This window comes from Salinibacterium sp. M195 (assembly GCF_019443965.1).
In the GTDB taxonomy this organism is placed as follows: Bacteria; Actinomycetota; Actinomycetes; order Actinomycetales; family Microbacteriaceae; genus Rhodoglobus.
In genome coordinates this window covers 75,894-99,412 of sequence record NZ_CP040814.1, presented here as the reverse complement: position 1 = coordinate 99,412, position 23,519 = coordinate 75,894, and the positions used below count along the sequence as shown (strand labels likewise).

At 60.5% G+C, this 23,519-nt stretch carries 29 protein-coding genes and 4 pseudogenes; 16 read left to right on the top strand and 17 right to left on the bottom strand.

The window, feature by feature from the left end; all coding sequences use genetic code 11:
• Positions 1–98: 98 nt before the first annotated feature.
• A pseudogene (ald, locus tag FFT87_RS00470) lies at positions 99–1,185 on the top strand (alanine dehydrogenase).
• A gap of 61 nt (positions 1,186–1,246) precedes the next feature.
• Here the strand turns inward: ald and FFT87_RS00465 are convergent.
• The 3 genes from FFT87_RS00465 to FFT87_RS00455 all read right to left on the bottom strand — a co-directional run bounded on the left by FFT87_RS00465 (position 1,247) and on the right by FFT87_RS00455 (position 2,922).
• Positions 1,247–1,660 carry an iron chaperone gene (locus tag FFT87_RS00465; RefSeq protein WP_219949450.1) on the bottom strand — a complete coding sequence of 138 codons (414 nt, stop codon included), beginning with the start codon at positions 1,658–1,660 and terminating at the stop codon, positions 1,247–1,249.
• Between the two features lie 64 nt (positions 1,661–1,724).
• Positions 1,725–2,165 carry a hypothetical protein gene (locus tag FFT87_RS00460; protein WP_219949449.1) on the bottom strand — a complete coding sequence of 147 codons (441 nt, stop codon included), beginning with the start codon at positions 2,163–2,165 and terminating at the stop codon, positions 1,725–1,727.
• Between the two features lie 97 nt (positions 2,166–2,262).
• Positions 2,263–2,922 carry a gamma-glutamyl-gamma-aminobutyrate hydrolase family protein gene (locus FFT87_RS00455; RefSeq protein WP_255559982.1) on the bottom strand — a complete coding sequence of 220 codons (660 nt, stop codon included), beginning with the start codon at positions 2,920–2,922 and terminating at the stop codon, positions 2,263–2,265.
• 272 nt (positions 2,923–3,194) lie between these two features.
• On the opposite strand from FFT87_RS00455, the gene FFT87_RS00450 reads away from it, so the two are divergent.
• The 3 genes from FFT87_RS00450 to FFT87_RS00440 all read left to right on the top strand — a co-directional run bounded on the left by FFT87_RS00450 (position 3,195) and on the right by FFT87_RS00440 (position 4,729).
• On the top strand, positions 3,195–3,497 hold the full coding sequence (locus tag FFT87_RS00450; protein WP_219949447.1) for a hypothetical protein: 303 nt from the start codon (positions 3,195–3,197) through the stop codon (positions 3,495–3,497).
• A gap of 150 nt (positions 3,498–3,647) precedes the next feature.
• The gene (locus tag FFT87_RS00445) at positions 3,648–4,475 is read left to right on the top strand and encodes an MFS transporter (protein ID WP_219949446.1); all 828 of its coding nucleotides are present in this window, start codon (positions 3,648–3,650) and stop codon (positions 4,473–4,475) included.
• Positions 4,433–4,729, top strand: a complete 297-nt coding sequence (locus FFT87_RS00440; RefSeq protein ID WP_219949445.1) for a DNA translocase FtsK 4TM domain-containing protein — start codon at positions 4,433–4,435, stop codon at positions 4,727–4,729. Before FFT87_RS00445 ends, FFT87_RS00440 begins: the two co-directional genes overlap by 43 nt.
• Positions 4,730–4,739: 10 nt before the next feature.
• Here the strand turns inward: FFT87_RS00440 and FFT87_RS00435 are convergent, their stop codons facing one another.
• Complete coding sequence (locus tag FFT87_RS00435) at positions 4,740–5,624, bottom strand: zinc-binding dehydrogenase (protein ID WP_219949444.1); 885 nt, start codon at positions 5,622–5,624, stop codon at positions 4,740–4,742.
• 230 nt (positions 5,625–5,854) lie between these two features.
• Here FFT87_RS00435 and FFT87_RS00430 point away from each other — a divergent pair, with 230 nt between their 5' ends.
• From FFT87_RS00430 to FFT87_RS14740, 3 genes and pseudogenes are all read left to right on the top strand, one after another.
• The gene (locus tag FFT87_RS00430) at positions 5,855–6,430 is read left to right on the top strand and encodes a TetR/AcrR family transcriptional regulator (protein ID WP_219949443.1); all 576 of its coding nucleotides are present in this window, start codon (positions 5,855–5,857) and stop codon (positions 6,428–6,430) included.
• 53 nt (positions 6,431–6,483) lie between these two features.
• Positions 6,484–7,513, top strand: a pseudogene (locus tag FFT87_RS00425) (epimerase).
• A 192-nt stretch (positions 7,514–7,705) separates the two neighbouring features.
• Positions 7,706–7,885: a hypothetical protein gene (locus tag FFT87_RS14740; RefSeq protein ID WP_370628562.1), complete on the top strand. Its 180-nt coding sequence runs from the start codon at positions 7,706–7,708 to the stop codon at positions 7,883–7,885.
• A 28-nt stretch (positions 7,886–7,913) separates the two neighbouring features.
• Here FFT87_RS14740 and FFT87_RS14735 read toward each other — a convergent pair whose 3' ends face one another.
• Both FFT87_RS14735 and FFT87_RS00415 read right to left on the bottom strand, forming a co-directional pair.
• Complete coding sequence (locus FFT87_RS14735) at positions 7,914–8,420, bottom strand: DNA/RNA non-specific endonuclease (RefSeq protein ID WP_370628561.1); 507 nt, start codon at positions 8,418–8,420, stop codon at positions 7,914–7,916.
• Between the two features lie 214 nt (positions 8,421–8,634).
• Positions 8,635–9,303 carry a DNA alkylation repair protein gene (locus FFT87_RS00415; RefSeq protein ID WP_219949442.1) on the bottom strand — a complete coding sequence of 223 codons (669 nt, stop codon included), beginning with the start codon at positions 9,301–9,303 and terminating at the stop codon, positions 8,635–8,637.
• A gap of 203 nt (positions 9,304–9,506) precedes the next feature.
• Between FFT87_RS00415 and FFT87_RS00410 the strand changes: the two genes are divergently transcribed.
• The 6 genes and pseudogenes from FFT87_RS00410 to FFT87_RS00395 all read left to right on the top strand — a co-directional run bounded on the left by FFT87_RS00410 (position 9,507) and on the right by FFT87_RS00395 (position 12,823).
• Positions 9,507–9,932, top strand: a complete 426-nt coding sequence (locus FFT87_RS00410; RefSeq protein WP_219949441.1) for a Gfo/Idh/MocA family oxidoreductase — start codon at positions 9,507–9,509, stop codon at positions 9,930–9,932.
• Positions 9,883–10,464 carry a hypothetical protein gene (locus FFT87_RS00405; RefSeq protein WP_219949440.1) on the top strand — a complete coding sequence of 194 codons (582 nt, stop codon included), beginning with the start codon at positions 9,883–9,885 and terminating at the stop codon, positions 10,462–10,464. The genes FFT87_RS00410 and FFT87_RS00405 overlap by 50 nt, the downstream gene beginning before the upstream one ends.
• Before the next feature lie 151 nt (positions 10,465–10,615).
• Positions 10,616–10,939: a hypothetical protein gene (locus FFT87_RS14730; RefSeq protein ID WP_370628560.1), complete on the top strand. Its 324-nt coding sequence runs from the start codon at positions 10,616–10,618 to the stop codon at positions 10,937–10,939.
• A pseudogene (locus tag FFT87_RS14725) lies at positions 10,860–11,051 on the top strand (amidase family protein); the annotation flags it as partial. The gene FFT87_RS14730 and the pseudogene FFT87_RS14725, both read left to right, overlap by 80 nt.
• A 119-nt stretch (positions 11,052–11,170) precedes the next feature.
• Positions 11,171–12,112: an amidase gene (locus tag FFT87_RS14720; protein WP_370628559.1), complete on the top strand. Its 942-nt coding sequence runs from the start codon at positions 11,171–11,173 to the stop codon at positions 12,110–12,112.
• A 123-nt stretch (positions 12,113–12,235) separates the two neighbouring features.
• A complete protein-coding gene (locus FFT87_RS00395; RefSeq protein WP_219949439.1) occupies positions 12,236–12,823 on the top strand; it encodes a FadR/GntR family transcriptional regulator in 588 nt (195 codons plus the stop codon).
• Positions 12,824–12,997: 174 nt separating this feature from the next.
• Here FFT87_RS00395 and FFT87_RS14485 read toward each other — a convergent pair whose 3' ends face one another.
• The 11 genes and pseudogenes from FFT87_RS14485 to FFT87_RS00345 all read right to left on the bottom strand — a co-directional run bounded on the left by FFT87_RS14485 (position 12,998) and on the right by FFT87_RS00345 (position 20,912).
• On the bottom strand, positions 12,998–13,123 hold the full coding sequence (locus FFT87_RS14485) for an SDR family oxidoreductase (protein WP_255559980.1): 126 nt from the start codon (positions 13,121–13,123) through the stop codon (positions 12,998–13,000).
• 103 nt (positions 13,124–13,226) lie between these two features.
• Positions 13,227–13,400 (bottom strand): annotated as a pseudogene (locus FFT87_RS14715) (SDR family NAD(P)-dependent oxidoreductase); the annotation flags it as partial.
• Positions 13,369–13,818 (bottom strand): SDR family NAD(P)-dependent oxidoreductase, encoded by a 450-nt coding sequence (locus FFT87_RS00385; protein WP_219949437.1) that lies wholly within the window; start codon positions 13,816–13,818, stop codon positions 13,369–13,371. The gene FFT87_RS00385 and the pseudogene FFT87_RS14715, both read right to left, overlap by 32 nt.
• Positions 13,819–13,890: 72 nt before the next feature.
• Positions 13,891–14,880 carry an alpha-ketoacid dehydrogenase subunit beta gene (locus tag FFT87_RS00380; RefSeq protein ID WP_219949436.1) on the bottom strand — a complete coding sequence of 330 codons (990 nt, stop codon included), beginning with the start codon at positions 14,878–14,880 and terminating at the stop codon, positions 13,891–13,893.
• On the bottom strand, positions 14,877–15,863 hold the full coding sequence (locus FFT87_RS00375) for a thiamine pyrophosphate-dependent dehydrogenase E1 component subunit alpha (protein ID WP_219949435.1): 987 nt from the start codon (positions 15,861–15,863) through the stop codon (positions 14,877–14,879). The genes FFT87_RS00380 and FFT87_RS00375 overlap by 4 nt, the downstream gene beginning before the upstream one ends.
• 9 nt (positions 15,864–15,872) lie before the next feature.
• Positions 15,873–16,100, bottom strand: coding sequence for a lipoyl domain-containing protein (locus tag FFT87_RS00370; RefSeq protein ID WP_219949434.1), 228 nt, complete (start codon positions 16,098–16,100; stop codon positions 15,873–15,875).
• 49 nt (positions 16,101–16,149) lie between these two features.
• A complete protein-coding gene (locus FFT87_RS00365; protein ID WP_219949433.1) occupies positions 16,150–17,034 on the bottom strand; it encodes a PPC domain-containing DNA-binding protein in 885 nt (294 codons plus the stop codon).
• 118 nt (positions 17,035–17,152) lie between these two features.
• Entirely contained in the window at positions 17,153–17,920 is a 768-nt protein-coding gene (locus tag FFT87_RS00360; protein ID WP_219949432.1) for an SDR family NAD(P)-dependent oxidoreductase, read from the bottom strand.
• A gap of 16 nt (positions 17,921–17,936) precedes the next feature.
• Complete coding sequence (locus FFT87_RS00355) at positions 17,937–19,385, bottom strand: TRAP transporter large permease (protein WP_219949431.1); 1,449 nt, start codon at positions 19,383–19,385, stop codon at positions 17,937–17,939.
• Between the two features lie 3 nt (positions 19,386–19,388).
• Positions 19,389–19,886 (bottom strand): TRAP transporter small permease, encoded by a 498-nt coding sequence (locus tag FFT87_RS00350; protein ID WP_219949430.1) that lies wholly within the window; start codon positions 19,884–19,886, stop codon positions 19,389–19,391.
• A gap of 12 nt (positions 19,887–19,898) precedes the next feature.
• Positions 19,899–20,912: a DctP family TRAP transporter solute-binding subunit gene (locus tag FFT87_RS00345; RefSeq protein ID WP_219949429.1), complete on the bottom strand. Its 1,014-nt coding sequence runs from the start codon at positions 20,910–20,912 to the stop codon at positions 19,899–19,901.
• A 600-nt stretch (positions 20,913–21,512) separates the two neighbouring features.
• Here FFT87_RS00345 and FFT87_RS00340 point away from each other — a divergent pair.
• Genes FFT87_RS00340 through FFT87_RS00330 form a run of 3 tightly spaced genes read left to right on the top strand, consistent with a single transcriptional unit; the run spans position 21,513 to position 23,511 of the window.
• The gene (locus FFT87_RS00340; RefSeq protein ID WP_219949428.1) at positions 21,513–21,959 is read left to right on the top strand and encodes a MaoC family dehydratase N-terminal domain-containing protein; all 447 of its coding nucleotides are present in this window, start codon (positions 21,513–21,515) and stop codon (positions 21,957–21,959) included.
• Positions 21,956–22,363, top strand: coding sequence for a MaoC/PaaZ C-terminal domain-containing protein (locus tag FFT87_RS00335; protein WP_219949427.1), 408 nt, complete (start codon positions 21,956–21,958; stop codon positions 22,361–22,363). Before FFT87_RS00340 ends, FFT87_RS00335 begins: the two co-directional genes overlap by 4 nt.
• Entirely contained in the window at positions 22,360–23,511 is a 1,152-nt protein-coding gene (locus FFT87_RS00330; protein ID WP_219949426.1) for a UDP-N-acetylmuramate dehydrogenase, read from the top strand. The genes FFT87_RS00335 and FFT87_RS00330 overlap by 4 nt, the downstream gene beginning before the upstream one ends.
• Positions 23,512–23,519 lie beyond the last annotated feature (8 nt).

Sequence of the window (23,519 nt, the reverse complement as noted above, 5' to 3'; positions counted from 1 at the left end):
ACGTTCTTGGAGACTATTTACCGATGAATATTCTGACTTTTCCATAGAAAACAGAATTTCTGACAGGCTTGCACCACTCAACAGCGAAAGGTAAGTCGATGCAAATTTCTGTGCCCACTGAAATCAAGAACAACGAGAATCGTGTTGCGATCACTCCTGCGGGCGTCGACACCTTGGTCGCAGGAGGGCACACCGTCACTCTGCAGTCCGGAGCCGGTCTCGGCAGTGGGTTCACTGACGAGGATTACGCGGCGGCAGGCGCACGCATCGTCGTCGCGGCTGACGAAGTATGGGCATCCGCCGACCTCGTCGTGAAGGTCAAAGAGCCGATCGCTTCGGAGTACGGCTACTTTCGCAAAGACCTAACTCTCTTCACCTACCTGCACCTCGCTGCAGACCGCGCGCTGACCGAAGCCCTTGTTGCTTCCCGGCACCACAGCGGTCGCGTACGAAACCGTTCAGGGCGACGACCGTTCGCTTCCCCTTCTTGCCCCGATGAGTGAGGTCGCTGGCCGCCTCTCAATCATTGCCGGTGCCCACGCTCTGCTCAAGGCTGAGGGTGGCGGCGGGCAACTTCTCGGTGGAGTCGCCGGAACCCCCAAGGCCAAGGTTGTCGTCATCGGCGGCGGCGTTGCTGGTGAGCATGCTGCCGCTAACGCTCTCGGTTTGGGTGCTGACGTCACCATCATTGATATCTCGCTGCCGCGTCTTCGCGCCCTTGAGGTGCGTTTCAACGGTGAAATCCAGACTCGCGTTTCGACGCGTTACGAAATCGCCGAACAGCTTCTCGAAGCCGACCTCGTCATCGGTTCGGTACTGATCCCCGGTGCTGCGGCTCCCAAGCTCGTGACCGACGAAATGGTTGCGTCGATGAAGCCCGGGTCGGTGCTCGTCGACATCGCCATCGATCAGGGCGGATGCTTCGAAGGCTCCCACGCCACCACCTACGACGACCCCACCTTCGCCGTGCACAACTCGCTCTACTACTGCGTCGCGAACATGCCCGGCGCTGTACCTCGCACCTCGACGCGCGCATTGAGCAACGCAACGTTGCCGTTCGTCGTTGCTATCGCGAACCTCGGCTGGGATGCCGCCGCTGCCGCATCACCGGCGCTTGCTCGCGGCCTGAATGTCTTCGCCGGCGAGATCGTCAACGACGGTGTTCGCGCTGCGATGGCTCGCTAGCAGTCTCCCATTAGCAGTCGCGGGCTAGTCGCCCGCTAACGGTGGTCGGCTAGCGAGAGTGTTAGCCGACCGCTTGTGTGACGAGCTTGCTTATCTGGGCTTCGACGTCATCCGTCCACTTCACTAGAGCGTAGGCGGCAGGCCACATCGGGCCGTTATCGAGGGCCGCTTCGTCGCTGAAACCGAGGGTCGCATAGCGTGACTTGAATTTGAGGGCGGCCTGAAAGAAGCACACGATTTTGCCGTCTTTGGCATAGGCGGGCATCCCGTACCAGGTCTTCGGTGTGAGGTTGGGGGCGGCGGCGAGCACAGTGGTGTGCACATGTTCGGCCAGCGCGCGATCGTCATCGGGCATCTCGGCGATCTTGCTGAGCACATCTGCCAAATCTTCGGCTGCGGATGCTTCGCGTTTCGCTTCTCGAGCGCGCTCCTTCATGGCCGCACGTTCTTCGGCGCTGAAACTCTCTTTCGTCATGGTCAAGCCTCCTTGAGGTGAGATTACTCTCGCGCCGTGCGATTGTCTCTAGAACGACTGCTTATTACCTCTTGACAGCGAGTTGAGGGTTGACGCGCACCCAGCCGGGTTCGAGGGGCTCGCTGTAACCGGGTGGGAGAAAGTGGGCGCTGCCGCTGTGACCGCCACCGCCAACGGTTACTCGTGCGCCGTCGCTCGCAAAATCAAGCGGAGAAGTGCAGCTAGTCGAGGTGGCTCCGTCATCACCATTGCTGGTTGACGACGGCGCAAGAATAGCAATGACGCACTGGTTGCCGTCTTTGTCCAGGCTCGCGTAGACGGTCATTTCGTCTTCCTCGCCGAGGAACACAAGTTCGGATGACGGGACATCGAGACTGTCGTGTAGCCACTCCGGTATTTCCGCATCCTCAACAACGGCGTCTGCCTGCAGCTCCGTCGAGGCCACGCACCCCGCAAGGGTGAGTGCTGCGCCGACGGCAAGGACGACGACGATCGATATCCGCATGCGTTCAGAGTTGCAGCCCGGGCATCCAATCGCAAGGATGCTTCAGTTGTTCAGGTAACTAGATTCATGCGGACGTTGCGCGTTGGCCGCACTCAAGTCAACCCGCGAGTTCGGCTTGACGTTCGTGAAACTCTCGCGCCTGTGTGGTGAGCCAGCCGAAGAGCAGTTCGCGGTCGCGTTCGCTCGATTTGTCGTCTTCGGGATGCCACTGCACGGCAATAAGGGGAGAGGTCGGGTCGGTGCTTTCCACTGCTTCGACCACGCCGTCAGCAGCACGGCCGGTGGCGGTGAGTCCGGCGCCCACGACATCCACCGCTTGGTGATGGCCGGAACGGATCGTCATTGTGCCGTCGCCATAGAGTTCGGAAAGCTGCGATGCGGGCGCGAGCGTGACGTCGTGGTCGACCATCGCATCGACGCCTTTGCCACTGTGCACGACAGCGCTGGGTTCGAGGTGTTGAATGAGCGTGCCTCCGCGCGCGACGTTCACGATGTGCATCCCTCGGCAAATGGCGAGGATCGGCAGGCGACGCTCGGTGGCCTGGTTCACGAGTTCGATGTCGACGCCGTCGGTGGTGCGGTCGATGTTGTAGAGCTTCGGATGCCGCTCTGTTGCCCCATACTCGTCGGGGTCAACATCACCACCGCCGAGCAGCACAACGCCGTCTGCCTGGCTGAGCGCAGCATCCACGTCAGCGGCGGTAAAACCGTCAACACTAATGACGCGGGCACCGGTAGCTTCGATGGCTGATTTCATGGATGCTTCGAGCCCATGAATGAGCGCCGTGAGCTCGGGCTTCTCATGAGCGCCACCTGCCGACGCTTTCGACAAAACAACGGTGGGAACGTACTCGGGGGGTGGTTGTCATTGTCGGAATCCTCTTGCCAGCATCCGGTCGCTCAGACCGCTGGAATCAGCCTAAGCGAGGTGGAGTTGTTTGGGCTGCAGCTCTGAGGAGGCGCAAGATCATGAGTGAACTGATATAGACTCAGTTTAGTGGATTCCGCATGTGAAAGAAGGAGTGCAGCGTGTCTGAGCAGGATCGTGCGGCCGAACACCTTGAAGCTCTTATCGAGAAGCGCCGTGACCACCCGGTTCGTCATGCTGCCCGGTTTGCGATCGAGCTTGTAGGGAGCCTCCTGATGGGAGATACCACCCCGAGAGGGCCCGGTGCCGATCTTGTTGTGGTGCGCCGCACGACCGGCGAAGAGGTCATCCGCACGTCCGTCGATTCCGTCGAAGAGGCGGATCAGCTTCTCCGCGTAGTGCGGCGCGACCTCGAGCAGAAGACGGTCGAAGAGTTTGCGGACGAATGGCACGCCGCCTGTTGAAGCGTCGAGTCAGTGAACGGATGCCCCGGGCTGTGACTACTCGCTACCGCGACGCACTTTCGCTGCCCCGTGTGCCGCTGACTTTTGGCACGGCCCTGATCGGTCGTGCGGCGTACGCGCTGGTCTTGCTTCCCGCTGTTTTATGCGGTGGTGGAGGCGACCGATTCTGTTGCGCTAGCCGGTGCAGCTCTTGCTCTCTACGGGGCGGCCGCGAGTGTACTGGCACCGGTGCGGGCGTCGCTCATCGATCGTTACGGTGCTCGCCGTGTGCTCGCGATTTTGGTGGTGCTGTTCAGCGCCACGCTCGGGGTGCTAGCAACCACATCGTTGCTTAGCGGGCCCGGGGTTCAACTGGTGATTCTTGCAACGATAGCTGGAGCCGTCGCCCCGCCGGTGGGCCCGACGATGCGGGTGGCGTGGGGATCGTTGACCCCGAATCCCGAGCTGCTCAAGAAGGGTCTAAGTTTCGACGCAGTCGTGGAAGAGCTGCTCTACCTCGTTGGCCCGGCGATTTCTGGAGTGGCGTTGGCTTTCATCGCTCCAGGGGTCGCGCTCATCATTCCCGCAGTATTGGTGCTCGCGGGTGGCCTTCTCTTCATTGCCACTCCCGCTGTTGGGGCGATGAGGCCGCGCGAACGTCGGTTTTCGGCGGTGGGCGACGAACTCCCCAAGCTCAGGCCGTTGATTCTGGATGCTCGTTTCGTGGGTCTTCTCTTGCCGGCTCTCATCGCGGGAAGCGTTGCGGGCTCGCTCAGCGTCGCGGTACCGGTTGCTCTGGCCTCCTATGGCGGATCGGCCGCCGCGGGCATCGCGCTCGGCCTGTTCGCTGGGGGAGTGCACTCGGCGGGCTCCTGTATGGGGCACTTAAGGTGCCCGGTTCCCCCGCCAGACAACTCGTCATTCTTTCGGTCGTGCTTCTCGCAAGCACCTCTCTCGTGGCCGTCGTCACGGGTGCTGTTGCGGTTAGCGTGGTGCTGATCGTGGCCGGGCTCTTCTTCTCGCCGGTGATGATCGTGACCTATGTTGCCGCGCACACCTCGGGCGGGGAGCACCAGCAGAACTCGGCCATGACGTGGGTGAACACAAGCCACAACATTGGCGGTGCCGCTGGAAGCGCGCTGGCGGGCGTGCTCATTCAGGCGAGTGGCGTGCCGGCCGCGTTGGGCGCACTCGCGTTGGGCGCGCTCCTGCTCCTTGTTGTCAGCGCGGTGCTTGGTGGGCGCGAGCGATAAGCGAGTCAGCTCACGGGTGCAAAACGATCTTGCCGACGTGCGCCCGGCGAGCAAGTTCCTCCTGCGCCTGGGCTGCCTGCTCAAGCGGGAACGTTGCCGCGACGATGGGCACAATTTCTGAGCGTCGCGCCATGCCCATGAGTAGTTCGAAGTGCTCAGGGGTGTGCATGGTGGAGCCGATGAGTTGCAGGTTGTGCAGGTAGAGGTCGCGCACGTCGAAGCCGATCGTGTGACCGCCGAGGGCTCCGGCAACGACCCAGCGGCCGGCCTTGCGCAGCAGGGGGAGTCCGTCGTGAACGAGGTCTCCGGCGACGACATCGAGGGCGACGTCGATGCCGTTGGGTGCAGCTGCGCGCACTTGCTCGGCGACGTCTGCCGCGCGGTCGACGGCAACGTGAGCGCCGGCATCCAGAACCGCCTGAATCTTGGAGCCACTGCTAATGGCGATGACACGGGCACCGCGAGCGCGTGCCAACTGCACGAGGGCAACACCAACGCCGCCGGATGCTCCCGAAACGAGAACGGTTTCACCCGCTTGGAGTCGGCCGCGTTCGATCATGCCGAGGGCCGTGCCATAGGAGATGGGGAGGGCGGCGAGCTGATCGTCGCTGAGGCTCGACTCCGTCACGTCGTGGATGCGGTTGGCTGGCGCCGTCACATACTCGGCGTAGCCACCGTCGCGTTCGCTGCCCATCAGCCCGGTGATGTTTGCATCGGGTTGGTCGACATCGTAGACAGCGGGGTCGATCACGACGCGCGAATTGAGCACGCTTTCGTCGACGCCATCGCCCACAGCGGCAATGTGACCAACAACATCCGCTCCCTGGATGCGTGGAAAGTCGAGCGGACCGCGCCACCCGGCACGAGGTCCGGGAAGCCCATATTCGCCCCTCACGCGTCCACAGGTCAGTGTTGTTGAGGGCGGCGGCGCTCACTTTGACGAGAACTTCCCCCGCTGCAGGAACGGGAGTCGCGACCTCAGCCAATTGAAGCACCGCGGGCCCTCCGTGCTGGGTGAGCTGCACGGCACGCATGGTGGTGGGAACGTTCATGGGGGAGACTCCTCGCGGGTATACTGATCTGTGAACCTGCTCCACAGTACACCGATCAGTAAAGGAGTGTCGAATGTCGGAGACGAAACCGATGACGGCCGCGGGGCACCGCATCCTTGATGCTGCTGGCGACCTCTTCTATAGCCGCGGCATTACGGCGGTCGGCGTCGACCTCATCGCCGAGCACTCGGGCGTGACCAAGCGCACCCTTTACAACCAGTTCGGATCGAAAGATCAGCTCGTGGTCGCCTACCTCGAGGAGCGCGAACAGCGCTGGCAATTGCTCGTTCGCGAAACAATCGCTGCTGCCGGGTCGCCCATCGAGGCAGTACTCGCCCCGCTCGAAGCCCAACGCATCTGGAACCAGAACAACCCCCGCGGCTGCGCCTTCATCAACGCGCTCGCCGAGCTGCCCGACCCCGCTCATCCCGCGCACCTGATTGCTACCCAGCAGAAGCAGTGGTTAGTCGATTTGTTTAGCGAGCTTGCAACGACTGCTGGATGCTCGGCCCCTGACGCGCTCGCCACCCAACTTTTGGTGCTGCACGAGGGCGCTCTCGTCACTCAGCAACTCCCGATCGACACCCTCTCTGTGAGCATCGATCTGGCGCGAGAGCTCGTGTGGGCTTCAGCGCCAGCGCACGCGTAGACGCCTTGGCTCGATAGACTGAGTGAGAAATTTTCAGTCTGATGGGGGGCGTCATGGCAGAGGCACAAGAGGCAGCACGACCGGCGGCGAAACCAAGCGCAGCGAAACCTATCGCGGTTATCGCCGGGGCAAGTGGATTCGTCGGGCCAGCGATTGCGCAGGCATTTCGCGAGGACGGTTACGACGTTCGACTGATCGGACGCAGTGCCGCAGTCGCGTGGAGCGACCCTCCCGCTATCGCCCGAGTCATCGACGGCTCAGCGATCGTCGTCAACCTTGCGGGCAAATCAGTGAACTGCCGCTACAACGACAAGAACCGCAACGAGATTCTGCGCTCGCGGGTCGAAACGACTCGGGCATTGCGAGAGGCGATGGCTGCGGCATCCGCTCCGCCTGCTCTCTGGATGAACGCCTCAACGGCGACCATCTACCGCCATTCAACCGACCGCCCCAACAGCGACGACAATGGCGAGCTCGGCAAAGGATTCTCGGTGGATGTTGCCCGCAATTGGGAGAACGAATTCTTCGAGGGTGACCTGCCGCAGACTCGCCGCGTCGCCCTCCGCATGGCGATCGTGCTGGGTGATGGCCCGGCCACGAACCTGTTGCTCCGCCTCGCACGCTTCGGTCTCGGCGGCCCCCAAATCGATGGCTGGTGGTTTGGCCACAACCGTTACCGCGGCATCGGCCCGACTCCCTCGGGTACCGGTCGCGCAGAAGGCCACAAGACCGCTGGGCGCCAAAAGTTCAGCTGGGTTCACCTCCACGACGTCGTTCGCGCGATCCGTTTCGTGCGCGACACCGACACGATCACCGGGCCGGTCAACGTCGCGAGCCCCAACCCCTCAGACAACCGCACCCTCATGAGCATCCTCCGTCGCGCGGTCGGTGCGCCATTCGGTTTGCAGGCCTGGCGATGGATGCTCGAGCCCGCCATGTGGGTGCTGCGAACCGAACCCGAACTCATCCTCAAAAAGCCGCTGGGTTGTGCCCGGCACCCTCACCGAGGCGGGCTTCACGTTCGAGCATCCTGACCTCGCGGATGCGATCGCAGATATCTCAGCCCGCCCGTCGCGCGCTTAGCCTGCGTCAGTTCGACCTGCGAGGGCGACTCGGAGCAGGCTAGAGGCGCACGCTCGCTGTCGTGGTCAACTCGACCCAGCGCTCCTCAAGCTTTCCCGGCGTGGTCGCGGCCAGAGCTGGCTCGAGCACGTCCGCTGAGTCGAGAACGCCCAGCACGAGCCCGGTGATCGCAGCAATGTCAACGATCGGAACTTGGAAGGTGCGGAAGGGGCCGAGGGGCGGGGGATCGCCCTTGAGGAGTGCGAGGGCGCGAGCCTCTTCAAGGTCAACATCGGCGAGCTGCGGGCGCTGGTCAAGAACGAACCCGGCAGCTCGGAGTTCAACACCGCCATCGATGGTGGATATCCACGCTGCGATCTTCCAGAAGAGTAGCGGGATGCCGACGCCGCGGTAGACCGGATCATTGCTTCCCGAGCACGGGCGCCGTAAACACGCTGATGCGGTTCCTGTTCGTGCGGGCGTAGTTCAGTACATGATCTTCGAGACCGAGCCACAATTCTTTCGACTGGTTGAACCCTGCAGCTTGAGGTGCAGCATTCGTGAAAGCAAAAGTGTCAAAGTTCGCTTGGGCCGCGGTCGCCTCGTCGCCCCAGACGGGGTCGCGACGCCGCACGAGGTGCCCGCGATCGAGATCGTTGCGTGCATACACCGCCTCGCCGGTCTGTTCATGCGCGGGGAGGCGCGGATCACTGTGCCAGTCATTGCCGCGACCAACATTAACAAGCTGGTCGCCATCGATATTGACCCCGGTCGCGCGGGCGAGCCGCCGGGTCGGATCCAGGCTCACCGTGAAATGCGTGTACGGCAACTCGCGGATCGGGGCGCTCGCGGTCGGCGCGGGGAGAGGCACAGGCACATCAAGGAAATCAGGGTCGTACCCGACGGGACTGAGCGATGCGGCATCCATGATGGTAGTGAATCAGTCGCGCCTGACAACTCATTGACCACCCGGCGCTCACGTTGAGTATCGAAGAGGGTGCCGTTCCGGCTTGCCGGTCTCTCCGTACCTACTGACCCTCAGCCTGTCTGGCTTGCCCCTGAAGCTGCGATCACTCCAGAAGCGGATGCTCGCGCCTAGCCGCAATCCCCACGCGGGTCACTGGCATCATGGTGTCGGGTAGCTAATCAAAACTTTTTCGATCGGACGCACCACTCGGCGGGTAGAGGCGTCGTCTGAGTCCCGCCGCTCGCGCACGAGCGCGGCCACTTGAGAGCGAAGCTGCGGGCGTTTCTGAACGATTGCCCGAAGCGCCATCGTCTGCGCTTTTAGTGACTAGCGGCCGTGGGTCGCTCGCGTTCGCTTCGATCAGTGAAAGGGCATCCGAAAAGTGGGAGTCTTCCGCACGTTTGTCGTGCAGGGCCAGAGCCCACAACAGTGCGAAGCTGGCGCGCTTCGTGAACTCGCGTTCGCTGCTCGCCCACGGTTCAAGCCTCGACCATGCTCCTTGCGCCTTATCGAAGAGCGTAAAGCAGGCGGTATCGACGATCGCCCAGTTGTCGAAATTCGCACACCATGCATCCATCTGGTCGACGCTGACACGACTTGGATCATCGGTGTGTGCGGCAATCGTGCGTGCTTCATAAAAACCGGTGGCCCAGAGCGACATCGCGAGGTCGTGATCAGGAGCTAGGGTTGCGGCGATCTTCTTCATTCTCGCCATCGGTATTCCGATCGCGTTGTCGGTGTGGATGCCGTAACGGCGCCCAAGGTCGGCGCTAACCGCAGGGTCCGCTTCTGTGCGCAATTGCTGCAAGATTGCTGCGGTTCGATTCTCGACGGTGTTAGCCACGCGACGCTCCCTCTGTCGGATGTTGGTCAACAGCGTTAGTCACTTAGAGACCAACGGTACTGCGGATGCGGCTGTGCGGCCAGATTCGCCCCCTGGCGCAAAGTTCGCGCGGTGCGGTTCTCGCCGTCGCACAACGCCACGCAAGCCGTTGAGCCATTAGATAATGGGGCAGTGCCGCTCGTGCACAGAGGATGTGAGGAACTATGTCGACCGTTGAGCAGCCCCGAATCGGATTTGTGGGCGCAGGCCGGCACTCTTCGCTGAACCTCTATCCTGCGTTCGCCGCCACGGGCGTTCCCCTGGCTGGCATTGCTGAGCGCAATCCCGCTCGCGTTGCCGAGGCCGAAGCCCGCGGCATCCGTCCGATCTTCCCGAACCATCTCGCGCTAATAGAAGCCACTGATCTCGACGGCATCATTGTGTCTCTTGCGCCGCACCTTCAGGCTGAGGTAGTCGCCGACTGTGTTCGCGCGGGTGTTGCCGTGTTCGTGGAAAAACCGCTCGGGTCAACCGGAAGTAGAGGCCCAGCAGATTGCGTCGATCGCCGCGGATGCCGGTGTGCCCGTGATGCTCGGCTTCATGAAGCGTTTCGCCCCGGCCTACACCCAGCTCAAGGCCCTCATTGGTGAGGGGACCGAGCAGGGCCCTGTCATCTCGTACGCCTGCGAGTTTGGTTTCGCGGCGTGGAAGCCTGACTTCACTCCTGTTGAGTTCGTTACGCAAGCGGTCATTCATCTCATCGACCTGGTGCGCGACATTTTTGGCGAAGTTGTTGATGTTTCGGCGATGAAGAACAGCGTCGGCGACGGGCTCGCGATCATCGTTCAGGTGCGCCATGAGAACGGGGTCATCGGATCGTTGAACTTCGTCTCGGCCCGAGCGTGGTCGCGCGAGACTGAGGAACTCAGCGTCACGTGCGCCAACGGCGTCGTGCGAGTATCCGACCTGAGCCGCATCCAGGTGCTCAACGGTGAAGTTGCAGGCACCACTGTGGGGCCGGGCGAGCCCCCTCGCCGAGCGGTCGGTTACGTTCGACGTCTCAAACTCTCCCGGGTCCGGAAGCCTCAAAGATCTCTACTTGCGTGGATACATCGGAGAGATGAAGCACTTTGTTGGCGTGCTGCAGGGCACCGAAGAACTCAGTCCGTCGGCAGCGGATAACGTGCGCACGATGGCGCTCTGCGACAAGATCCTTGCCGCCATCGCCGGCTGAAGCACGACCACTTGGTGAACCCTTCGCCGCGTGCAGAGAGGTCGAGGGCGTCCATGCGGTCGAGTGTAGTTGTTTCGTGGGGTGTGGAAGGATTTGTCCATGACAGAACGTGTGCCTTCAGCTATCCCTGACCTTTCGGCGAGGGAAATGGCGAAACTCATCCGTGACGGCGAGCTTTCGGTGCGCGAAGCCGTTCAATCGCACTTCGATCAAATCGACCTGATTAACCCGTCGATCAACGCCATCATCTTGCAGGACCGGGAGGGAGCGTTTCAGGCTGCGGAACGTGCAGATGAGCTGACCGCGGCGGGCGGTGAACTGCCCCCCGCTGCATGGCGGACCCATGACCCACAAAGACACGAACAACACCAAGGGCATGCGCACCACTCAGGGCTCGGTCGCATTAAAGGACTTCGTTCCTGACGAGGATGATCTTGTTATTGCACGGTTCAAGCACGCCGGAGTCGTCAGCACCGGAAAGTCGAATGTTCCCGAGTTCGCGGCGGGCGCGCACACCTTCAATGACCTCTTCGGCACCACCACTAACCCTTTCGATCCCACCCTGAGCGCGGGCGGGAGTAGCGGGGGAGTCGCGCCGCGGCGCTCGCGGCCCGCATCCAGAACCTCGGCGATGGTTCCGACATTGGGGGGTCGTTGCGCATCCCGGCGTCATTCTGCAATGTTGTGGGGCTCCGCCCTTCGCGCGGCCGCGTCCCCATGGTCGGCCGCAACTCGTGGGCGTGGCTCGGCCGCACCGGGCCGATGGCGCGGGATGTTTCTGACATTGCACTGGCGATGTCCGTGCTCGCCGGGCCTGACTCCCGAGCACCGCTTTCCCTCACCGAAGGTCGCGAGCAGTTCACCCAGCCTCTCGAACGGGACATTCGTGGGTTGCGAATCGGCTGGTCGAGAGACTTCGGGTTGGGGATTCCCGTAGCGCCCGAAATCATCGCGGTGCTGGAACGCGCCATGGCGGTGTTCGAAGACTTGGGCGCGATAGTTGAAGAGGTCGAACCTGACCTCAGCGATGCGGATGAGGTCTTCAGCACCACGCGAGCGTTTGACTTTTCGATGCTGCTCAGTGATTTCGTCAAGGAACATCGAGATTTCGTGAAGCCGGAACTTCAGTGGAATGTGGAGCTAGGAGCGGCGCTTACCGCTGCCGACATCACCTCGGCCGCATTAGCTCGCACGCGACTGGAACGCTCGATGGCCGTATTTCATGAGCAGTTCGATGTGTTTGCTTCCCCGGTGGCGCAACTGTTGCCCTTTGACGCCACTCAACGGTTCCCCACCGAGATCAACGGTGTTCAGTTCGACAACTACCTCGGATGGCTTCGATCGGTGACGCTGATGTCTGCAGCAGACGTTCCTGCCATTTCTCTTCCCGCAGGATTTAGTGCATCAGGCCTCCCGATAGGACTTCAGCTCACGATGCCGCACGGTAAAGATTTTGACCTTCTGCAGGTGGCATTCGCTTTCGAACAGTCGACTCATTTCGCGCGGACTAAACCCGCAGTGCTCACGTCGAACTCTGCGGCAGAAGCGGGACGGCGTTTCCAGGAGTCGACGACGGTGAGAGGGTTTTTCGACTGACGTGGATCGCGTCACGGGCGGCTTGGCGGCCCAACCGCCTGATGAGTATCCGCGTATGATCGCGATAGGCTGGTGTCACCAGGCTGAGTAAAAGTCCAATGTTGGGCAGAGAGGACGAGCCCTATGAGCGGTCAGCCTGTCGACGTTGAGCCATCAGATTTTTCACAACACCGATTCCTGACCAATCTTCTCGAGGACAAGGCACTCGGTGAGCTCGTCACCTTGCTTCTTACTAAGGAACCTGGCCAGCAGATCCCTAGCGAGCGTGAACTCGCAGAGACCCTGAGCATCAGTCGAACCGCCTTGCGCGACCGCATTAGCCGGCTCGTTTCGCTCGGCATTCTTCAGCGTCGTGAACGAGAAGGTACCTTCCTCACGGGCATTCAGCCGGACAGCATCAGCGACACTCTGATTCTTAGTCTGATGTCGTCTCAGCTGACGATCGATTCTCTTATCTCAGTGCGTTATGCGCTGGAACGCCATGCGGGCATGGCGGCGTGCGATACACGTGATGCGCAGGCTCTCGACGATCTTGCGAATGCCGTGCAACGGATGCGCGACTCCGACGATGGGCGTGAACTCTTTGAGGCAGACAATGCCTTTCACCATGCTCTCTTTCGAGCCTCTGGTCAGTCCGGGCTAATTTTCTTCTCCCAAATGTTGCACTCCAGTGCTGCGCGGCACCGTGAGATACATTGCACTAGAACATGACCGTGAGAAGCTTCGCAAAGTTCATGGGGACGTGCTGGATGCCGTCCTCAGGCAAGACCGAAATGCCGCGGGTGCCGCGATCGACGAGCACTTCGCTTGGCTTGAGACACTGCGAGCCAACGACACCAGCGGTCCCTCAGAGAGCTGGTTGCCGAAAGCGATCGGTTCCCGAGACTAGACGGCGGCGGCGGACTGCTGAGTGAGGCCACCATCCACGGGCAGGCACACTCCGTTCACATACTTTGCTTCGTCGGAAGCGAGGAAGAGTGACGCATACGCAACGTCGAAGCAGTCGCCCATCCTTTCCCGTCGGGGAGAGCTCGTTTCTTGCCGCCACCATTTCTTCGACCGAGTTGAAGTTGCCGCTGATCTGTTTGTACATCATGGGAGATTCGATGTATCCAGGAGCGACGCAATTGGCGCGGATTCCTTGACGTGCGTACTGAAGAGCGATGTTGGTTGTGAATTGAATCATTCCGCCCTTGGTCGCGGAGTAGCTCGGGTAGTTGTAGCCGATGTAGCGCATTCCTCCGATGGAGGAGACGTTAACGATCGCCCCGGAGCCCTGTTCCAGCATGTGGGGGGAGCACGAACTTGCAGGTAAGGAACGCGCTGGTGAGGTTAATCCGCATCACGAATTCCCACTCTTCCAGGCTCATCTCGATGGGGCCTCCCATGCGAGCGACTCCGACGTTATTGTGCAGAATGTCGATGCGACCGTAGCGGGCGATGACCTGCTCCACAACGGCTGACACGGACTCCTCCGAGGTGACGTCGCCAACGAGGCCAGTCCCCTCAAACGGAATTCCTGCGTCGGCACACTCAGACTTAAGGCGAGCGATGCCGCTCTCAACAGCTTCTTCGTTAACGTCAACGATCACGACGTGTGCGCCAGCTTGCGCGTACACAATGCTCGTCGCGAGGCCGTTGTTAATCTCGCCTCCTGCTGATCCTCCGCCGAAAACGAGGGCTACCTTATTGCTGAGTCGTTGCATGTCATCCAGACTTTCTTGCTCGTGCAGGTGGGGGCATCCGAACGAATACCCCCCACCCAGTTCTTTGGTTCTTTACGCGAGGGTGCGTCGCACAGCAGCGACGATCTTCTCGACGGTGGGGATAACCGCAGCTTCGAGTTCTTCGCTGTAAGGGATAGGCGTGCGTGCAGCGCCGAGTCGAACCGGTGCGGCATCGAGCTTGTCCCACGAGTTCTCGACGACTTCTGCCACGAACTCTGCACCCCAGCCGTAGTCTCGAACCGCTTCGTGGCCGACGACGAGATGCCCGGTTTTAGCAACCGATGCGTAAACGGTGTCCATGTCGAAGGGGAACAGCGTGCGGGGGTCGATGACCTCGGCGCTAATCCCTTCGGCCTCAAGAATTTCGGCCGCAACCAGTGACCGCGCGAGAATCTGCTGCGTCGCGACGATCGTGACGTCGGTACCGACTCGTGCGATGCGAGCCTGACCGAAGGGAAGCGGCTCAAAGTCGACAAGTCCCTTGTCGTAGTACTGATTCTTGTGTTCGAGGAAGATCGTCGGGTTATTGGTCGTAACCGCGTGGCGCAGCAGCCCGTAGGCGTCTCCGGGCGTTCCGGGCACAACGACCTCAAGGCCGGGGATGTGCGCGAAAAGGGTCTCGAGGGACTGCGAGTGCTGAGCAGCCTTACCGATTCCCGAACCGCCATTCGTGCGGATCACCAGCGGAACGTCGAACTGTCCACCGAACATGTAGCGCGACTTCGCGGCCTGGTTGATGATGCCGTCAAAGCCGAGGAAGGCAAAGTCGGAATACATGATCTCGAGGATCGGACGCGTTCCTCGAGCTGCTGCTGCAGTCACCGCGGAGATCAGTACTTCTTCACTGATCGGGGTATCCATCACCCGGTTCTTGCCATAGACATCCGCGAGCTTGCGGGTAACACCGTAGATGCCACCCCCGGTGCCCCAGGTAGTGATGTCTTCACCGATGACGAATGACTCCGGAGTGTCTTCGAGAATGTCGTGCAGTGCGGCGTTGAGGGCACGCCACGTGCTCATGCTCTTGGGTGTTTTACTCATCGCGAGACCTCTTCTTCCTTGTCGTACACATCGGTGAATGCTGTTGAAACGTCGGGGAACGGGGAGTTTCGCGCGAAGTCTTCTGCGGCCTGCACCTCGGTGGTGAGCTCCGCCTGCATCGTGGTCCAGCGCTCGTTGTCGAGCGCTCCAGAATCGATGAGATCGGATGCCAGAAAGGCAATCGGATCCTTGTCGTGCCAGCGCTTGACCTCGTCGGCATCCCGGTAGATTTCGGTGTCTCCTGCCATGTGTCCGAGGTAACGGTAGGTGTCGGCGACGATTAAGGTGGGGCCGTCACCTGCCCGGGCTTTATCGACGGCCTCGCGGGCGGCAAGGTAAACGTCGCGCATATCCATGCCGTTTACGGCAACCGATTTCACGCCATACGCCTCGCCGCGCTGGGTGAAGTCCGGCTGAGCCACCATTTCTTCGATGGATGCGGACTGGGCGTAGTGGTTGTTCTCGAGTACGAAAATCACCGGTAGGTTCCAGATCGCGGCGAGGTTGAAAGCCTCAGCGAGTACGCCCTGGTTTGCTGCGCCATCGCCGAAGTAGGCAACCGCTACGCTTCCGTCGCCGCTGACTTTTGCCGCCAACGCCGAGCCTGTCGCGATGCCGATTCCGGCACCAACGATGCCGTTGGTGCCAAGGACACCAATCTCCTTCACGCCAATATGCATCGAACCGCCTTTGCCGCCGCAGTACCCGTCTGCGCGACCGAGGATCTCTGCCATGGTGCGACCGAAGTCGGCACCTTTGGCGAGGGTGTGGGCGTGACCGCGATGGTTGCTGGCGACAGCATCTCCGGTTTCGAGAGCCAGCGAGACTCCGACGGCTACGGCTTCCATGCCCACAGACGGGTGGGTCGAACCGCGGATGAGTCCCTCTTCAGAGAGCAGCGGCATCCGTCGTTCAAACTCGCGGATCTTTGCCATGAGGCGCAATCCGGTGATTCCTTGTGTTTCGTTATCAAAGTCAGGCATGAGCCGCTCCTATTCGATAGTCGCGATGACGTCGTCGACCGAGACGACGTCGCCGACTGCAACCGAGAAAGTGATGACGCCCGCGCTGGGCGACGTGAAGTCATTGACGAGCTTCGACGTTTCGACTTGAGCGATCGGGTCGCCCTTCGCTACGGTCGCGCCGTCGGCGACGAGCCATTCCACGAGGTCGGCTTCGTCTTCGTCGCCGAGAAAGTCTTTTCCGAGTGTTACGTCCATGATTGCTCCTTGTGTGTGTGGTTAAACAGGTGAGTGTTGCGGTGAGTAGTTATGAGATTTTTTGGATGACGAGCTCGAAAGTCACGGCAACCGCGTTCTCCCCAGGCACGAGTTCGCCAGCGTGCACGACGCCGTGGCGGTCCACGAGGGTGCAGCTGATTTTCGTTTCGTAGTGCCCGTTGACGAGCTTTACGTCACCCATGATCGAAATGACCTCGGTGCCGGGACCGTCTACGTGCCTGACTCCTCCGTTTACGCGGTCGAAGAAGGTGCCGCCGACGAGGCTGCCCAGCCCACCGCGCAGCACCGCTGAGGCGAACCCGTTTTCGCGGCAAATCGTCTCGATTGCCGCCGTCAGCTCTTCGTTGGGTCGGACTCTCGCGACAACCGTTTCGAGGTAGCCGGTCGCATCTGTTTGGTTGGGCATGGGGTTCCTCTCATCGATGGATGGCGTGAATACGGGCATCCGTGTTTCTGGATCGTCGGCGCTGGTCCACCGTGCGCCGTAAATTCCGTAGATGGCAGCGTGGGGCGCGGGATCGCCAGATACGGTCTCTGGCCAGAGGTGGCCGCCGAGTTGTTGTTGCTTCTCGTCGATCCACATGCAGTGGCTGTGGATAAAGGGTTTGTTGTCCCGGAGGCCGACGGTGACGGCGCCGTAGACCAGCTCGGCTCGCTCTACAGTGCGTGGTTCAGAAAAGCTCATCGCTCGTTCCGAATCTCCGTCGGAGGGGACGCAGTAGTCAACAGGGTTGTAGCTTCCGGACGATAGCTCGACGTACCCGCTGTCGGTGCCCATCTCGCGCAGCTTCTCGGTTAGTTCTTCGAGAACGTTTCGCCCGGGAGTGAGGGTGGTGAGCACTCCGCGAGAGCGAGTCGGGACGGAGACGATGCGAGGGCTTAGGGCCTCGCCGTGGTGCTTCAGTACATTCATTGGTGCCGCCTTGTCAGCTTGTGGCTTCGTGTCTCCTTTTCCTGGGTGAGGACGGGAGACACTCTTTGGTAATACCAGCACTTGTCGTGCTGATTTCCTTAGTTATTTAGTTGTTCTATCAGCCGATTGCGGTTCCGCCATCGACCTTCAGGGTGTCCCCTGTGACGAAGCCGGAACTCGGTGATGCAAGGAAGGCCACCGCTGTAGCGATGTCTTCCGGAGTGCCCATGCGCTTTATCGCATGGGTGTCTAGCGAATAGTTAGTGTCCGCGGTCATGGGAGTAGCAATCGGACCAGGGGCCACAGTGTTGCTCGTGATGCCGAACACTCCGACCTCTTTAGCTACCCACTTCGTAAAGGCGATGATTCCGCCCTTAGATGCTGCGTATGCCGGGCCCGAACGGTTGGCTCCGTCGCCGCTGGCGAACGGGCCGCCCATGATCCCCGAGATCGAACTGATGTTGATGATCCGGCCGAAGGATTGCTCCTTCATGTGCGGATAGATCGCGGCCTGGGTGAAGAGAAACGTGCCGCGCAGATTGGTTTCAATGTCACGCTCCCAGGTTTCGTCATCCATCGTTTCGAGATCGACGCGTCCGCAGGTGCCCGCGTTGTTCACCAGAATGTCGATCGACCCGAAAGTCTCCACAACCTCTGCAACGCACGCGCGAACCTGCGCGCGATTTCTGACATCCACAATCGCACTGGCAATTCGAATGTCGGGATCGACGGCGGCCGAAATCTCTTCGACCGCCTCAGCGCTGTCAATCACATCAACCAGCATTACGTGCGAGCCGCGTTCTGCAAGAGTTCGAGCGATCGCGCGTCCGATACCGCGAGCTGCGCCAGTGACCAGACTGACTCGACCTTCTAGATCCTTGACCATTTAGCTCGGCCTCCCGCTACAGACCCATAAGGTCAGGTAGTCCAGTGCTGAGCACTGGTATGAAGGTCAGCAACATCAGAACAGTGAGGCTCGCTACCAAGAACGGCCAAATTCCCTTCACTGCTTCACCGAACGGAACCTGCGCGATTCCGGCGGCGACGAAGAGGTCGATTCCGACAGGTGGCGTAACAAGCCCGATCGCCAAGTTGATAGTCATGACGACACCGATGGTGGTGATATCCATCCCGAGCTCTAGCATCACGGGAACGAACAGCGGAATGAAGAGGTAGAACGCCGAGACTGCATCGAGGAACATTCCCGCGATGAGCAACATGATGTTGATCAACAGGATGATGACCACCACATTGTCCGTGAGCGAGAGCAGCGCGTCTGTTACCTGACTGGCGATCTGGTTTCTCGTGATCACGTAGGCGAAAATTGTTGCCGCCGAAATAATCAACATGATGCGGCCTGCTTGGATGCCGGCGGTAGTGAAGACCCTGAACAGCCCTCTGAAGTTGAGCTTGCGAGTCACAAAGACGCCGACCAATAGTGCGTAGACGGAGGCAACCGCTGCAGATTCGGTGGGAGTGAAGATGCCACCGTAGATTCCGCCGAGGATGATCACCGGAACGAGAAGGCCGGGAATGGCTCGCACGAAGGCGCGACCGATGACCGGCCAGGATGCTCGAGTTCGACGCTGACCGATCTGAACATCGTCGGGATCGACATCAGCGGTCATGAGCACCGTCGGATTGGCCGTGGTGTAGGTGGTGGCCCCTGTCGCCGTCAGAAGGAGCTTCTTGTCTTTGCGACCGAGAGCTTTATCGATATGTTTTTTCGCGTTCGTCTTAGCCATTTCGGTTTCGACGGGCAGCAGGCGGGCCACAATGTAGAACGCAATCGCCATGAGGATTCCGGGCACGATTCCCGCGAGGAAGAGGCGACCGATCGAGATGCGTTCGTAGTCGCTAGCTACAACAGCAAAGACAATGAAGGCGATGCTAGGGGGGATGACGATTCCCATTTCGCCAGCGCTGGCAACAAGCGCTGCGGCGTGGCGCTTCTTGTAACCGTGCTTCGCGAGCGCAGGAATCAGAATTGCTCCGAGCGCCGCTACCGTGGCGGGTCCAGATCCGGAGATCGCCGAGAAGAGGAGCGCCGCGAGGATGGTGGTGAGCGCGAGCCCACCCTTTTGGTGTCCTACCATCGCGTCGGCGAGCTCGATGAGTCTGCCTGAGATCCCCGTGATTTCCATGATCACGCCGGCGAGGATAAAGAAGGGGATCGCGAGAAGCGTTTCGGAGGAGAGGGACGCGTACATGATTCCCGCAGTCGGGAACAGCGCGTTGACTCCATCGGCAACGATGATGGTGAGGAAGGCAGAGCCTCCCATGGCAAATGCCACAGGGACGCCCACAAGCAACAGGCCCAAGAATGAGCCGAAGAGTATGAGTTCAACCATGGGTCAGACTCCCTTGAGTTCTATTGGCGCTTCAGTCTGCTTGTTGAGAAGCTCGCGCACGACGACCTGTACGGTCCGGACCGCACCGAGGGCCGCACCGAGCGGTAGCGACATGGAGAAAATCCACTGGGGAACTCCGAGCGCGAAGGTTAGTCGGCCGGACTCCATCTGCTTCATTGCCATGTCGAATCCCAACCAGAGCAGCAGCAGGTAGAACGCCAGCATCGCGAGCGAGATGATCACAATGACCACTTTGCGCGGGATGCCGTGAGTCGAGTCCTTGAGGAGTGTGAAACCCGGGTGGGTGCCGAGACGCACTGCTGCGGCGGCTCCCACCAGGGTGAGCAGAACGGCCAAGTTGACGACCAGTTCTGCTGTGTACGCGATCGATGCATGCAGTAAATAGCGACTGACTACATTGAAAAACGCGAGGAGGGTGATGGCTGAGAACGCGACCGCAATGATCGTGTTCTCAGCCCCCGTGAGTATCTTGTCGAACATGGGAAGTAGGAACTATTCCGGACGGACCGCAGCAAGCAGCTCGGGAGTCCACGCGCTGGTGAACTCGTCATAGACCGGGGCCATTGCTTCGCTGAACGCGGCCAGCTGGGCGGCGGAGAGTTCCGAAACCGTCATGATTTCTGACATTTCTGCCAGCTGTTCGGATTCGCGAGCACGGTTTTCGCTCTTCTGAACTTCGTTCGCCTCAGCAGCAGCCTTTTCGACCAGTGCTTTGTCGTCGTCGCTCAGAGCGTCGTACATGTCCTTGTTCATGCCCAGGATGAGCGGGTCGTAGATGTAGTTCCATACCGACATGTAGTCCTGAACCTCGGTGAGGCCGTTGGAGTAGATGACGTCGTAAGGGTTCTCTTGGCCGTCGATCGTTCCGGTTTGGAGCGAGGTGAATACTTCGCTGAAGTTCATCGAAACTGGGTCAGCGCCCAGCTCTTTGAAGATGCTGAGGAACAGGCTGGACCCAGGTACCCGGAACTTCAGGCCGTCGAGGTCGGAAGGCTCAAGAATTTCGTGCTTGCTGTTGGTGATCTGACGGAAGCCTGATTCGCCGAAGCCGAGCAGCTGCACGTCGAACTCTGCAGAAAGTTCCTTGTAGGCGTCAAGTGCGCCGTCTTCGATTGCGGCATCCGCAGTCTCGTAGCTGTCGTAGAGGAAGGGAGCGTTGATCGTTCCGAATCGGGGATCGATTCCCGAGTAGATGATCGTCGAGTTGTAAGAAAAGGCCTTGTCGCCATTCATCAACTGTTCGACGCCAGCTGCGGAGTCTCCACCTGAAAGCTGTTCATTCGTAAAGATGTTGACCTTGATGCGGCCGTCGCTTTCTTCGTCGAGGACCTCAGCGAAGCGTTCGGCGCCGGCGTTCCAGCTGGACTTGTCGCTGACGGTGATGGTGAAGTCCCAGTCATACGATGGCAGTCCTGAGTCGCTGCCGGAATCGGAAAACCCAGTGCTGCAGCCGGTAAGAACCAGGGCTAGCCCCAGTGTCGAAGCGGCGATTTTGACAAACTTCATTTCTCCTCCTTGAGTGTGAAGTAACCCGGCCAACGTCGTTGTCGATGAAGGCCCTTGGTGAGTCGCACCGTCGTCGCCATTTGGGCGGTTCGAATGCGCTTCGCACCATTATGCATGAATCTGGTACTACCAGCCACATTCGGTCGCAGCGTCGCCGGATTCCTGGCGAGTAAAGCGACGAAATTGCCGCTCGCGATTCAGGGGAATGTCAGTGGCTGCGAGTATGTTTTAAAGAAAGTTGGCCGACACGCCGAGACACTACATCTGGGGTAATGACATGGGTGTCATTACCCATATATAGTGAAATCTCCGACAAACCGTCGGCAAACTTCGAGAAGACTTTTAAGGAGGATCGAATGGATAACGAAAACGACACAGTTGGCGGATACGCAATTCCCGTCGACCCAATGGATCTTCTGCAGTGCGACAGCTGCCAGTAAAAAACTTACTGAGCTAACGCCTCAAAAGATTCCTGAAGCCCCGGCAGACCTCACGGTCACCGGGGCTTCACCCATTAACGAGCGCTGTGCATCCGGCTCCAACTCACAGCCCAGAACTCGACTGCCCCGCACGCCGGCAACATTGCCTAAGCTGGACACCGTGCCAGTGAATAAAGAACTACAAGGCCGGGTCTTCCCGCCCACCAGCCCCTACCTCGTCGGGCGAGAAAAAGTGCGCGAATTTGCTCGCGCCGTCTTCGCCCAAAGCCCCCTCAGTCACGATCCTGAAGCCGCGCGGGCAGCCGGTTACGCCGATGTCGTCGCACCGCCCACCTTTGCCGTCGTTATTCAAGAAGCGGGCCTCGCTCTCCTGCTCGCAGCCCCAGACACGGGCATCGACTTCTCCCGCATCGTGCACGGCGAACAAAAATTCACCTACACGCGGCCCATTGTTGCCGGCGACGAACTCACCGCCATCCTCACGGTCACCAACATCAAGTCATTGGGCGGCAACGACATGATCACCGCCGAAACCGCCATCAGCGACGCCACCGGCGAGCACGTCGTGACCGCAACTTCCGTACTCGTCATGAGAGGCACAGAATGAGCGATCTCGCCATCGGCCAAGTACTTGTCAGCCGCGACACCGACATCACGCGTTTCTCCCTCGTGCGCTACGCCGGAGCATCCGGAGACTTCAACCCCATCCACTACCGCGACGATGTAGCAGCTTCCGTCGGGCTTCCCGGGGTGCTCGCTCACGGAATGCTCACCATGGGCCTTGCCGTACAACCCGTCATTGACTGGCTAGAGGGTCGAGGCGAGCTCGTCGAATACGGCGTTCGCTTCACCCGGCCCGTTGTCGTCGACGGCAACGACGGCGTCACCGTTTCCGTAGTCGCCACAGTCGGCGCCATCGAAGATGACATCACCCGCATCGACCTCACCGTCAGCGCAGCAGACAAAACCGTGCTCGGCAAAGCACAAGTCAGGGTCAAGCTCCACCAATGACCGACACCGCTTCCCCCGACAACACAGCACGCGCTGACACCACGGTGCCTACTGAAAGCGCCGTCCTCGCTGACCTCACCACAATTCGAGTTGGAGGGCCCGCGCACACCCTTCTGCGACCCGCTACCGAAGAAGAGCTCATCGAGAACGTGCGAGACGTCTGGGAACGCGGTGACGAGTGGCTCCTCATTGGCGGCGGCTCCAACATGGTCATCAGTGACGAAGGATTCGACGGCACCGTCATCCACATCGCCACCAAGGGCATCCACGTCACAGGCCAAACAGACACCACGCTCAGCATTCGCGTCCAAGCTGGCGAATCCTGGGATGCCCTCGTTGCGCGCCTCGTCGCCCGAGGCTGGTCTGGCCTCGAAGCCCTCAGCGGCATCCCCGGCTCAGTGGGCGCGGCACCCATTCAAAACATCGGCGCCTACGGTCAAGAAGTCGCTAGCTCCCTCACCGGCATCGACTTCCTTGACTACGACAGCGGCGAACTGGTGCACCTCACCACTGCCGAACTTGAACTCGGTTACCGCAGCTCGGTCATCAAGAGTGGGCGCGCTGGACTCGTCGTCGCCGTGCACCTCACCCTCAACGCAACGCCAGCCAGCAGCATCCAGTATCCACAACTTGCCACCGCACTCGGGGTCACCATCGGAGACGAGGTTCCGCTACAGCAGGTGCGCGACACCGTGCTCGCACTCCGTGCATCCAAAGCAATGGTTCTCGACCCCAACGAGCCAGACTCTGCCAGCTGTGGCTCCTTCTTTACCAACCCGATCGTGCCAGAACACATCGCCAGAGCCCTGCCCGCGGATGCGCCGCGATGGATCATCGACGATGAACCAGCGACCGACATCGCGGTCCCTCTCGGCCAAATTCCCGCCGACCCACCCGCGCCCAAACTGCGCATGGTAAAACTCAGCGCCGCCTGGCTCATCGAACACTCCGGAGTAAGCAAAGGGTTCAGGCTGCCCGGCTCTCGAGCAGCCGTCTCCACCAAACACAGTCTCGCCATCGTCAACCGCACCGGCGCCAGTGCTGCCGAAGTAGCAGAACTCTCCCGCTACATCAGCGCCTGCGTGCTCGCCCGCTACGGCATCCCCTTGCAGCCAGAGCCCGTCGCCGTCGGCGTTGAGCTGAACTAGGTAGCTAA

What these genes read in the sequence shown, in the direction of transcription:
- FFT87_RS00365 (WP_219949433.1), bottom strand. Translation starts at nt 17,034, where the DNA reads ATGAATGTACTGAAGCACCACGGCGAGGCCCTAAGCCCTCGCATCGTC.
- FFT87_RS14485 (WP_255559980.1), bottom strand. Translation starts at nt 13,123, where the DNA reads ATGGGCGACTGCTTCGACGTTGCGTATGCGTCACTCTTCCTCGCTTCC.
- FFT87_RS00355 (WP_219949431.1), bottom strand. Translation starts at nt 19,385, where the DNA reads ATGGTTGAACTCATACTCTTCGGCTCATTCTTGGGCCTGTTGCTTGTG.
- FFT87_RS00360 (WP_219949432.1), bottom strand. Translation starts at nt 17,920, where the DNA reads ATGGTCAAGGATCTAGAAGGTCGAGTCAGTCTGGTCACTGGCGCAGCT.
- FFT87_RS00395 (WP_219949439.1), top strand. Translation starts at nt 12,236, where the DNA reads ATGAGCGGTCAGCCTGTCGACGTTGAGCCATCAGATTTTTCACAACAC.
- FFT87_RS00375 (WP_219949435.1), bottom strand. Translation starts at nt 15,863, where the DNA reads ATGCCTGACTTTGATAACGAAACACAAGGAATCACCGGATTGCGCCTC.
- FFT87_RS00405 (WP_219949440.1), top strand. Translation starts at nt 9,883, where the DNA reads ATGAAGCGTTTCGCCCCGGCCTACACCCAGCTCAAGGCCCTCATTGGT.
- FFT87_RS00465 (WP_219949450.1), bottom strand. Translation starts at nt 1,660, where the DNA reads ATGACGAAAGAGAGTTTCAGCGCCGAAGAACGTGCGGCCATGAAGGAG.
- FFT87_RS00430 (WP_219949443.1), top strand. Translation starts at nt 5,855, where the DNA reads ATGTCGGAGACGAAACCGATGACGGCCGCGGGGCACCGCATCCTTGAT.
- FFT87_RS00335 (WP_219949427.1), top strand. Translation starts at nt 21,956, where the DNA reads ATGAGCGATCTCGCCATCGGCCAAGTACTTGTCAGCCGCGACACCGAC.
- FFT87_RS00350 (WP_219949430.1), bottom strand. Translation starts at nt 19,886, where the DNA reads ATGTTCGACAAGATACTCACGGGGGCTGAGAACACGATCATTGCGGTC.
- FFT87_RS00345 (WP_219949429.1), bottom strand. Translation starts at nt 20,912, where the DNA reads ATGAAGTTTGTCAAAATCGCCGCTTCGACACTGGGGCTAGCCCTGGTT.
- FFT87_RS00370 (WP_219949434.1), bottom strand. Translation starts at nt 16,100, where the DNA reads ATGGACGTAACACTCGGAAAAGACTTTCTCGGCGACGAAGACGAAGCC.
- FFT87_RS14735 (WP_370628561.1), bottom strand. Translation starts at nt 8,420, where the DNA reads ATGGATGCCGCATCGCTCAGTCCCGTCGGGTACGACCCTGATTTCCTT.
- FFT87_RS00460 (WP_219949449.1), bottom strand. Translation starts at nt 2,165, where the DNA reads ATGCGGATATCGATCGTCGTCGTCCTTGCCGTCGGCGCAGCACTCACC.
- FFT87_RS00380 (WP_219949436.1), bottom strand. Translation starts at nt 14,880, where the DNA reads ATGAGTAAAACACCCAAGAGCATGAGCACGTGGCGTGCCCTCAACGCC.
- FFT87_RS00455 (WP_255559982.1), bottom strand. Translation starts at nt 2,922, where the DNA reads ATGAAATCAGCCATCGAAGCTACCGGTGCCCGCGTCATTAGTGTTGAC.
- FFT87_RS00385 (WP_219949437.1), bottom strand. Translation starts at nt 13,818, where the DNA reads ATGCAACGACTCAGCAATAAGGTAGCCCTCGTTTTCGGCGGAGGATCA.
- FFT87_RS00410 (WP_219949441.1), top strand. Translation starts at nt 9,507, where the DNA reads ATGTCGACCGTTGAGCAGCCCCGAATCGGATTTGTGGGCGCAGGCCGG.
- FFT87_RS14730 (WP_370628560.1), top strand. Translation starts at nt 10,616, where the DNA reads ATGACAGAACGTGTGCCTTCAGCTATCCCTGACCTTTCGGCGAGGGAA.
- FFT87_RS00330 (WP_219949426.1), top strand. Translation starts at nt 22,360, where the DNA reads ATGACCGACACCGCTTCCCCCGACAACACAGCACGCGCTGACACCACG.